This is a genomic window from Ruegeria sp. R13_0 (genome assembly GCF_017743995.1).
Lineage (GTDB): Bacteria > Pseudomonadota > Alphaproteobacteria > Rhodobacterales > Rhodobacteraceae > Ruegeria.
On sequence record NZ_JAGHRB010000010.1, the window covers coordinates 212,030 to 221,443 of the forward strand.

The 9,414-nt window shown below is 57.2% G+C and carries 10 protein-coding genes; 4 read left to right on the forward strand and 6 right to left on the reverse strand.

Going from position 1 to position 9,414, the window contains the following annotated elements; translation table 11 throughout:
* Positions 1-29: 29 nt before the first annotated feature.
* Positions 30-287: a succinate dehydrogenase assembly factor 2 gene (locus J7394_RS15035; RefSeq protein WP_170640914.1), complete on the reverse strand. Its 258-nt coding sequence runs from the start codon at positions 285-287 to the stop codon at positions 30-32.
* Positions 280-678 carry a helix-turn-helix domain-containing protein gene (locus J7394_RS15040; protein ID WP_209254114.1) on the reverse strand — a complete coding sequence of 133 codons (399 nt, stop codon included), beginning with the start codon at positions 676-678 and terminating at the stop codon, positions 280-282. The genes J7394_RS15035 and J7394_RS15040 overlap by 8 nt, the downstream gene beginning before the upstream one ends.
* Before the next feature lie 92 nt (positions 679-770).
* Here J7394_RS15040 and J7394_RS15045 point away from each other — a divergent pair, with 92 nt between their 5' ends.
* Both J7394_RS15045 and J7394_RS15050 read left to right on the forward strand, forming a co-directional pair.
* Positions 771-1,973: a pyridoxal phosphate-dependent aminotransferase gene (locus tag J7394_RS15045; protein ID WP_209254115.1), complete on the forward strand. Its 1,203-nt coding sequence runs from the start codon at positions 771-773 to the stop codon at positions 1,971-1,973.
* Positions 1,974-2,086: 113 nt separating this feature from the next.
* A complete protein-coding gene (locus J7394_RS15050) occupies positions 2,087-2,488 on the forward strand; it encodes a hypothetical protein (RefSeq protein ID WP_170482531.1) in 402 nt (133 codons plus the stop codon).
* A gap of 3 nt (positions 2,489-2,491) precedes the next feature.
* Here J7394_RS15050 and J7394_RS15055 read toward each other — a convergent pair whose 3' ends face one another.
* The 3 genes from J7394_RS15055 to J7394_RS15065 form a co-directional block, all read right to left on the reverse strand.
* Positions 2,492-3,856, reverse strand: a complete 1,365-nt coding sequence (locus tag J7394_RS15055; protein ID WP_209254137.1) for an MATE family efflux transporter — start codon at positions 3,854-3,856, stop codon at positions 2,492-2,494.
* Between the two features lie 137 nt (positions 3,857-3,993).
* Positions 3,994-4,920 carry a polyphosphate kinase 2 gene (gene ppk2, locus J7394_RS15060; RefSeq protein ID WP_209254116.1) on the reverse strand — a complete coding sequence of 309 codons (927 nt, stop codon included), beginning with the start codon at positions 4,918-4,920 and terminating at the stop codon, positions 3,994-3,996.
* Positions 4,921-5,045: 125 nt separating this feature from the next.
* A complete protein-coding gene (locus tag J7394_RS15065; protein WP_209254117.1) occupies positions 5,046-5,654 on the reverse strand; it encodes a carboxymuconolactone decarboxylase family protein in 609 nt (202 codons plus the stop codon).
* Positions 5,655-5,809: 155 nt separating this feature from the next.
* Between J7394_RS15065 and J7394_RS15070 the strand changes: the two genes are divergently transcribed.
* Entirely contained in the window at positions 5,810-6,358 is a 549-nt protein-coding gene (locus tag J7394_RS15070; protein ID WP_371812029.1) for a hypothetical protein, read from the forward strand.
* Between the two features lie 111 nt (positions 6,359-6,469).
* The gene (parE, locus tag J7394_RS15075) at positions 6,470-8,428 is read left to right on the forward strand and encodes a DNA topoisomerase IV subunit B (protein ID WP_209254119.1); all 1,959 of its coding nucleotides are present in this window, start codon (positions 6,470-6,472) and stop codon (positions 8,426-8,428) included.
* On the opposite strand, the gene J7394_RS15080 is transcribed toward parE, so the two are convergent.
* The gene (locus tag J7394_RS15080; protein ID WP_209254120.1) at positions 8,425-9,267 is read right to left on the reverse strand and encodes a hypothetical protein; all 843 of its coding nucleotides are present in this window, start codon (positions 9,265-9,267) and stop codon (positions 8,425-8,427) included. The two genes, parE and J7394_RS15080, sit on opposite strands and share 4 nt — an antisense overlap.
* Positions 9,268-9,414 lie beyond the last annotated feature (147 nt).

Here is a 9,414-nt window from a genome sequence, read left to right on the forward strand (position 1 = left end):
TCCGAAAAATCGGTTAAGTCTGATTTTCTTTATTTTTGAAACGTTTGCGCGATATCCGCGATCAGATCAGCAAAAGGATCAGGCGTATTCACCTGCCCAGTGACCCACTGATACAGGTCCTGATCGTTTTCCTTCAGCAGCGCGTCATACAAATCCAGCCCGGCCGCATCCATCGCGTTCAGGTTGCGCTCGGCATAAGCCGACAGGATCAAATCCATCTCTTTGATCCCGCGCCGCATAGAACGCATCTGCAGGCGCTTGATCCGGACCTCGCGCGTTTCAGTCATTCTTGCCCTGCTCCAGCATCAAGCGCAGTTTCTTTTCCAACCGAGCGGCCCGCTCTGCGCTGGCCCGCATCTCGCCACGAATGGCACGCAATTCGGCGACCGCGTCTACCAGTTCCAGATTGGCCTCCCCCTCTGCGAAAGGCGCCTCCATACCTTCGCCTTCACCGGTCAACAACCACATAATCGAGACATTGATCATGCCCGCCATCATCGACAAGCGATTAGCGCGCGGTTCGGACAGATCGTTTTCCCAATCCGCGATTGTTGCCTTCTTGACCCCCAGACGACGCGCCAACTGTGCTTGCGTCATCCCCGCCGCTTCGCGCGCCGCAGCCAGCCTGTCTCCGAATGTTGCTGCATCCGGTCCGTACCAATCAGTTTCGTCGTTCATCGGGGTCTCCAATTCTGGTGTGTCATACGGCTTGATCGTCAATCGGGCGCACCCTATGACAGTCAGATTGATCATACAAACCGAGGCCGACCATGAGTTTCCTGTCTGCGACATTGTCACGCGTTAAACCCTCTCCGACCGTCGCAATGACTGCGAAAGCGGCCGAGTTGAAAGCCGCCGGGCGCGATATCATCGCCCTCAGCGCGGGTGAGCCGGATTTCGATACGCCGCAGAACATCAAGGATGCAGCCGTCGCAGCGATTGCGGCAGGCAAGACGAAATACACCGCGCCCGATGGCATCGCCGAGCTGAAACAGGCGGCCTGCGCCAAGATGAAACGAGATCACGGGCTGGACTACACACCCCCGCAGATCTCGGTCGGAACGGGCGGTAAGCAGACGCTCTATAACGCGTTGATGGCGACGATGAATGAAGGCGATGAGGTTCTGATCCCCGCGCCTTATTGGGTCAGCTATCCCGATATGGTCCTGCTGGCAGGCGGAACGCCTGTTGTGGTCGAGACCACGTTGGAAAATAGCTTCAAGCTGACGGCCGAACAGCTTGAAGCCGCGATCACGCCTAAGACCAAATGGTTCATCTTCAACTCGCCGTCGAATCCCACAGGCGCGGGCTATAGCCGGGACGAGTTGAAAGCGCTGACCGACGTTCTGATGCGCCACCCGCATGTCTGGATCATGTCGGACGATATGTATGAACACCTCGCCTATGACGGGTTCGAGTTCTGCACCCCAGCCGAGGTTGAACCGGGCCTTTATGATCGCACGCTGACCTGCAATGGCGTCTCCAAAGCCTATGCGATGACCGGCTGGCGGATCGGCTATGCTGCCGGCCCGGTCGAGATCATTGCCGCCATGCGCAAAATCCAGTCTCAATCCACGTCGAACCCTTGCTCGGTCAGCCAGTGGGCGGCGGTCGAGGCTCTGAACGGCACTCAGGACTTTCTGGCCCCCAACAATGAGACGTTCAAACGCCGTCGCGATCTGGTCGTCGGCATGTTGAACGTCATCGACGGAATCACATGCCCGACACCCGAAGGCGCGTTTTATGTCTACCCCTCAATCGCGGGGCTGATTGGCAAGACCACACCGCAAGGCACGGTGATCGACTCGGATGAGGCTTTTGCAACCGCTCTGCTGGAAGAACACGACGTTGCCGTCGTCTTTGGTGCAGCCTTTGGCCTGTCGCCCAATTTCCGGGTCAGCTACGCGACCTCGGACGAGGCCTTGACCGAGGCCTGCAAGCGTATCCAGCGTTTCTGTGCCTCTTTGACCTAAAGCGTTTTGCGTTTTATCTGATGCAGGATTGTCGAAATGCGCGTTCGACCGAAGGGAGAGGCAGCGTATTTCGACTCAAATCAAACGCAAAGCGATCTAAGCCGGAGCCACGCATGACCGCAGAGCTGCCAGAGTATTATTTCCGCGTCCGAGAAAACGGGGCCGTGGTGTTCAGGATTGACACCGAGAACCGCCAGCAGCGGATCGAGATGGATCAGATCGCGGTCATCAACATCCGAAACGGAGAAGTCAAGCCGCACGGTCAACGCAGCCTGACCGAGGCCGACAAGGCCGAGATCGCCCGATGGATGGATGCGCGCAAGGCCCTGCTGGCCCAGCGTGATATCGACGATATTCACCGGGCCGTCGACTACCTGAACCTGACCACGCAATGGGCGCAGTCCAAAGCCTCGGAAGAACAGCTTGAAGAGGTGACCGACCGGCTTTTGATGGCGATGCACGATCTGCGCTCAGTTCTGGTGCGTAAGAAAGCGGACCGGCTGAAAGGCGGCTGAGGGTTACTCGGCCGGTACGCCCACCTCACGGACAGATCGCATCCAGAACCGCGCCATCAGCAAGACCGCCGCAAAGGCCAGCCCGAGCACAAGGCCCATCCAGACGCCGATTCCGTCCATGCCCTGCACGAAGCCGAAATAGTACGAGGCCGGGATTCCGATCACCCAATAGCTGAGGGCCGCCATGATCATTGGCACTTTTGCATCCTGCAACCCGCGCAGCAGGCCCAGCGCAATCACCTGCGCACCATCGACCAGCTGAAACAGGGCCGCCATGGCCAGAAGGCCCGTGCCAATCGCCAAAATTTCGCCGCGCTGCGCGTTGTCGGCCTCCATAAACAATGAGATCAGAGGCTCGGCACAGGTCAGGAAGAGTATGATCGTCAGCACGGACACGACCAGAGACATGCCGGTAACCGCAATCGCGCCACGCTCCAGATGAGCGCGGTCGCGGCGGCCCAGCGCATTACCTGCGCGGATGGTCGCCGCGTTTGACAGGCCGAGATGCACCATGAAGGTGGCCGAAGCGAGGTTGAGGGCAATCCCATGCGCCGCCAGCGGCACCTGCCCCAGCCACCCCATCATGATCGCTGAGGTCGCAAACAGCGTGACTTCGGCCAGTGTGGTCAAGCCAATCGGAACGCCCAGCCGCAGAACCCTGCCAAACATATCCCAATCCGGCCGCCAGAAGCGTTGAAATAAGCTGTGTTCCGGCAGCACCCGAACCGCATAGATAATAACCGCAACCAGAGAAACGATCTGAGTCACCACGGACGCAATTGCTGCCCCCATGACCCCAAGCTCGGGCGCGCCCCAATTGCCGAAGATCAATGCATAGTTCGTGACGCCATTCACGACCGCGGCGATCACGGTGATCCATAGCACGATCTGAGTACGCTCCAACGCTGCCAGATAAGACTTCAGCACCATCACCAGCAGCGCAGGAAACAACCCCCATCCTGCAACGCGAAGATATTCTGAGGCGGTCTGCGCCACCTGCGGCTCCTGTTTCAGGGCAATCAGGATGGGATAGGACCACCATAGCAGCGGCATCATCAGTGCGGCATAAAGCAGTGACAGCCACAAGCCCATACGGGTCGAGCGGCGGATGCTGGTTTCATCCTCTTCTGCGGCGGCCGTCGCCACCATGGGCATAACAGCCCAGCCAAATCCGGCCCCGAACAGGAACAACACAAAGTAGTAGCTGCTTGCCAGTGTCACTGCGGCCAGGGCCTCAACCCCGTACCAACCCAGCATCACCGTATCGGTCAGGCCGATTGCGAACTGCGCCAAATGCCCGCCAATCAACGGCAGGCCAAGCACAGCGATCGCTCGAAAATGGGCGGGATATGTCATCACCTTAGTCATCTCGCCAGCCATAGGCCCGCGCCCTGCCCAAAATCAAGGCAGAAGTTAAAAACTCAAGGTGATACTTCTGAGGGATGCCAACCAAATGAAGAAGCCGTCGAAGGTTGGCACTCAACGGCTTCTTTCAGCTTTGAGCTTTAGTTGGATTTGGCGTCCGGGTGCAACGCCGACCCCAGAATATGTTCCGAGCGGTGAATCACATGATGTGCCTGACCAACGATCAGCGGATCAGGTTCGCCTACGACCGAGGCGTCCTTGTCCGGGTAATCCAGTGTCGACAGGAAGTGGCGCATACAGTTCAGGCGCGCGCGTTTCTTGTCGTTGGATTTGACAACGGTCCATGGCGCATCGGCGGTGTCGGTGTAGAAGAACATCGCCTCTTTCGCCTCGGTGTAATCGTCCCACTTGTCGAGGCTAGCTTTGTCGATGGGCGACAGCTTCCACTGTTTCAGCGGATCGGTCTCGCGGCTTTTGAAACGGCGCTGTTGCTCTTCCTGCGTAACCGAGAACCAGTATTTGTAGAGTTGAATGCCCGAACGTACCAGCATCCGCTCCAAGTCCGGAGTCTGACGCATAAATTCCAGATACTCGTTGGGATCACAGAACCCCATCACCCGCTCAACGCCCGCGCGGTTGTACCAGGAGCGGTCGTAGAACACCATTTCGCCAACGGTGGGCAATTCCTGAATGTAGCGCTGGTAGTACCACTGGCCTTTCTCCTCCCACGTGGGCTTGTTCAGCGCAACGACACGCGCCTGGCGCGGGTTGAGGTGCTCCATGAAGCGCTTGATCGTACCGCCCTTGCCCGCAGCATCGCGACCCTCGAACAACAACACGAACCGCTGGCCCGTATCCTGAGCCCAATGCTGAACCTTCAGCAATTCGGCCTGCAACTTGGCCTTCTGCGCCTCGTAGTCCTTGCGACCCATCTTGCGGTCATAGGGGTATTTCCCGCTCTCGAACGCGTGTCTGATTTTCTCGGGGCTGACGGTTGCCTCAGGCGCAGGTGTGGGCACAACCTTGATGTTTGCGGCTTCGGGTTTCTTCTGGGCGGTCGTTTCCATTCAGCTGTCCTCTTGCTGTTTTCTGTCCTGAGAACGAGCTAGCAGAACGCTTACGATCCCGCGTTGATTGGGATCAAATTGGAACGAATTTCGACGAAAAAACTGGGGCTTCCGAGATGGCCTGCCTAGCGGTGCCCCCAATCATCGGGATTGTCGGAATTGTTGGGCGACAACCCCAGCACATCTCCTTTGATCGAACAGCCCAACCCCAGAACCGTCCGGTTGGCGTAGTTGAAATAGGCACAGACCTGATTGATCTCGAGGATTTCTCCGTCGTCCCACCCGGCGTCGCGCAGGGCTGTGACATCCGCCTCGACCATGGCGCCGGGTGCTTCGGTCAACTTGCGCGCGTAGTGCATCGCTGCGATCTGCGCTGCGTTCAAAGGCGCGGCCTCCGGATCGCCCACCTCAATCGCCGCGCGGATCGCATCCCCCCTTGGCGGATCGGCCAGTAGCCGTTGCAGACCGTTGAAGTGATGCTCGACGCAATAGGAACAGGTGTTCAACGCACTGACCCAAACACCAAGCGTCTCCAGAAACCATTTGGGGATCGTGTTGGCGGAATGGTGCAGCACATTCTTGTACAGCGTCATGTGGCCTTCCATCGAATGCGGGCGCAGGGAATGCGCCATCATGATGTTGTCCACATTATTGTCGGGCCCGGACACCCGGTCATACAACTTTTTCAGCTTACCAGTCGCTTCCTGAAATGGCACGGTTTTGATCCAGCTCATTGAAACGAGGCCCCTTTTTCCTTGAACATTTTAGGTCACACACAGCTTGGCTACATTTGAGGCAAACAATCAACCGCTATTGAAAACAGATGCCAAAAGGGTTGAACTCCCTCCAGATTCTTCACCCCAGACGCGATTCCTTGCCAGAGGCCACCGTGCGTATTCTCATTATTGCTTTTCTTCTATCCTCCGCCGCAAACGCCTTTGCCGCGCTCTCTCTGATTTCTATCGATTGGCTTTTGCTAACTGCCCCTTGCGCCATGGCCAGTTCGCTTTTGATCCTGGCACGATGGCTTAAACGCAAGCCGCGCAGCTGGGCCGTTGTCGATGGATCGAATGTCATGCATTGGAAGGATGGCGAGCCTCGCATAGAAACGGTGCGAGAAGTAGTCGAGAAACTGACCGGCGCCGGTCTAACGCCCGGCGTAGTCTTCGACGCTAACGTGGGCTACAAGATCAAGGGCCGCTACTTGCACCACAACGCCCTTGCCGATCTGCTAAACCTGCCCGAGGATCGCGTCATGGTGGCCCCCAGCGGCACGCCCGCCGACCCCCTCGTGCTGCAAGTTGCTAAAGATTACGGGGCAATCGTCGTTTCAAACGACCGCTTCCGCGACTGGGCCGAGGAGTTTGGCGCGGTTTTGCAACCGGAATACTCCGTGCGTGGCGGGTACAGGGATGGGGCGCTTTGGCTGTCGTTGTAGGATGTCAATCGCCGACATTTAGGCAATCCATCCACAAGACCTCGGGCCCCTCTTCCCCCGACCCACATCACCTGCCATAATGGGGGAAACTCAAAAACAAGAGCAGCACCGATGCCCGACGATCTGTTGACGCCCAGCGCGACCGCCACTTACGACGCCTCCTCAATCGAGGTGCTTGAAGGTTTGGAGCCGGTTCGAAAACGCCCCGGTATGTATATCGGCGGTACGGATGAGCGCGCTCTGCACCATATGGTCGCCGAGATCCTCGACAACTCGATGGACGAGGCGGTCGCTGGTCACGCCAACCGGATCGAGGTTGAGCTGCACGCAGACTATGCCCTGACGGTGCGCGACAACGGGCGCGGTATTCCGATCGACCCGCACCCCAAATTCCCCGACAAATCCGCGCTTGAGGTCATCCTGTGCACCCTGCACGCGGGTGGTAAATTTTCGGGCAAAGCCTATCAGACCTCGGGCGGTCTGCACGGTGTGGGTGCATCCGTAGTGAACGCATTGTCGGATTCGATGGTCGTGCAGGTGGCGCGGGACAAAACGCTGTTCGAGCAGCGATTCTCGCGCGGGATTCCTCTGGGTCCGGTCGAAAAGGTCGGCGCGGCCCCGAACCGGCGCGGCACGACCGTGACCTTCCACGCAGATGCCGAGATCTTCGGCCATCACAAGTTCAAACCGGCGCGGCTGTTCAAATCCATCCGCTCCAAGGCCTACCTGTTCTCGGGCGTCGAGATTCGCTGGAAATCTGCCATCGATGACGGTGAAACGCCAACTGAGGCCACGTTCCACTTCCCCGGCGGCCTGTCGGACTATCTGAAGGAGACGATGAACGGCTCCTCCACCTATGCCGAGCAGCCCTTCGCGGGCACCGTGGACTTCAATGAGAAATTCGGAACGCCGGGCAAGGTCGAATGGGCGATCAACTGGACGCCCTCGCGCGACGGGTTCATCCAGTCCTACTGTAACACCGTCCCCACACCCGAAGGCGGCACCCATGTCGCCGGTTTCTGGGCCGCGGCTCTTAAGGGTATCAAGGCCTATGGGGAACTGATCAACAACAAGAAAGCCGGTCAGATCACCCGCGATGACCTGATCACCGGCGGCTGCGCGCTGGTGTCATGCTTTATCAGCGAGCCGGAGTTTGTTGGCCAGACCAAAGACCGCCTTGCCACGGTCGAGGCGCAGCGGTTGGTCGAAAACTCCGTCCGCGACCACTTCGACAACTGGCTGGCCGCCGACACGAAATCCGCCGGCGCGATCCTGGACTTCCTCATCCTGAGGGCCGAGGAACGCCTGCGCAGACGGGCCGAGAAGGAAACACAACGCAAGTCCGCCACTAAGAAACTTCGTCTCCCCGGCAAGCTGGTGGACTGTAGTAGTTCAACACGCGACGGCACCGAGTTATTCATCGTCGAGGGCGACTCGGCCGGTGGCTCGGCCAAAATGGGCCGCGACCGCAAAACGCAGGCCCTGCTGCCCCTGCGCGGCAAAATCCTGAATGTGCTGGGCGCGGCCAGTTCGAAACTGGGCACCAATGCCGAGATCAACGACCTGACCCAAGCGCTGGGTGTGGGCCTTGGCACCAAATTCAACGTCGACGACCTGCGCTATGACAAGATCATCATCATGACCGACGCGGATGTGGACGGGGCGCATATCGCCTCGCTGCTGATGACGTTCTTCTTCACCCAGATGCGCCCCATGATCGACGCGGGCCACCTGTATCTGGCCTGCCCGCCTCTGTATCGCCTGACCCAAGGCGCCAAGCGCGTCTATTGTCTGGACGAGGCCGAGCGCGACGAGTGGCTTGAGAAAGGTCTGGGCGGCAAGGGCAAGATCGACGTCTCGCGCTTCAAAGGTCTGGGCGAAATGGACGCCAAGGACCTGAAAGAGACAACAATGGATCCGGCATCCCGCAAACTGATCCGCGTCACCATTGACGAGGACGAACCCGGAGAAACCGGCGACCTGGTCGAGCGCCTGATGGGCAAAAAACCCGAACTGCGGTTCCAATACATTCAGGAGAACGCGCGGTTTGTGGAGGAGTTGGATGTTTAGTGCAAATGTCCACTGTCATCCGAGAAAACGCCACCCGGTTGAGTTTGGTCGAACTCAAATTCTAGTGATACTTTGTATTCACGCCTAATATAGTCCACAATTTCCCGCTGACCTTTTTTTGCCATAGGAAGTGACTGATCTAAAAGCCTTCTTAAGTGGTTTTCGATATCTTTGACCATCATAATCTGAGTTTGGTCAATGCTGGCAATCGAAGATACTGCCTTTCCTTGTATTTCCACAGCCCTGCTACTCAATGCGGCCTGTTCTAGTTTTGTAAATTCTCGTAAGTGCATCGACATCAAGAAGTTCAACTGTTCCGAAGCACCTTGAAGATCATTTAGAAGATTGAACATCCAAGTTTGTTTTAACCTGATAGCCGTTGCAGTTTCTTCATAAGAAAACCTGATTGCTAAAGGTGGGTCGTGGATCGGTTTGCGAATCTGAACTTGATCTCCGTTATCGTAGGTTATTCGTAGTACCCCTCTCGGGTCTCCCGAGAGCAAATGACGATATGCTTTTGTTAGACCGTCAAGAACGGCAAACACTTTAGAATGAACTTCCAAGACGCGTGCTTTATCTAGCTCGCGCTGCCGCTCTACCCTCTCCTCACGAGCGGCATAGATGGTCAAGACTGTGCCGGAGAGTGCGATCGCCGCTCCAAAGATCGTTGCAACGATTGTTTCAGAGGGTTCAAGTGAGACCCCAAAAAAATCTGTAAGAAACTCAAAGCCAAGAACGACGCAAACACCAAAAAACAATCCAATCGCAAAAATTCCATTGAACATAAAGTTCATTTCAAACGCCACGTATTGTAGCCGCAAAGCGATAATGTCACCCATGAGCAATTCAGGAATGTCACTCTACCCTCAAAAGAACATGAGGGTGAGCGGACATGGGATGGGTGATTATGAGCAAGCGCGAGTTGAACCGCGTGGAGGTTCTAGCGCAGGTTGATGACGGACGGCTGAGCGTTGATAGTGCGGCGA

Bases quoted from the DNA above. Each gene is read 5' to 3' on its own strand.
- ppk2 (WP_209254116.1), bottom strand. From the start codon at position 4,920: ATGGAAACGACCGCCCAGAAGAAACCCGAAGCCGCAAACATCAAGGTT.
- J7394_RS15065 (WP_209254117.1), bottom strand. From the start codon at position 5,654: ATGAGCTGGATCAAAACCGTGCCATTTCAGGAAGCGACTGGTAAGCTG.
- J7394_RS15045 (WP_209254115.1), top strand. From the start codon at position 771: ATGAGTTTCCTGTCTGCGACATTGTCACGCGTTAAACCCTCTCCGACC.
- J7394_RS15035 (WP_170640914.1), bottom strand. From the start codon at position 287: ATGACTGAAACGCGCGAGGTCCGGATCAAGCGCCTGCAGATGCGTTCT.
- J7394_RS15040 (WP_209254114.1), bottom strand. From the start codon at position 678: ATGAACGACGAAACTGATTGGTACGGACCGGATGCAGCAACATTCGGA.
- J7394_RS15080 (WP_209254120.1), bottom strand. From the start codon at position 9,267: ATGGGTGACATTATCGCTTTGCGGCTACAATACGTGGCGTTTGAAATG.
- J7394_RS15055 (WP_209254137.1), bottom strand. From the start codon at position 3,856: ATGACTAAGGTGATGACATATCCCGCCCATTTTCGAGCGATCGCTGTG.
- J7394_RS15050 (WP_170482531.1), top strand. From the start codon at position 2,087: ATGACCGCAGAGCTGCCAGAGTATTATTTCCGCGTCCGAGAAAACGGG.
- parE (WP_209254119.1), top strand. From the start codon at position 6,470: ATGCCCGACGATCTGTTGACGCCCAGCGCGACCGCCACTTACGACGCC.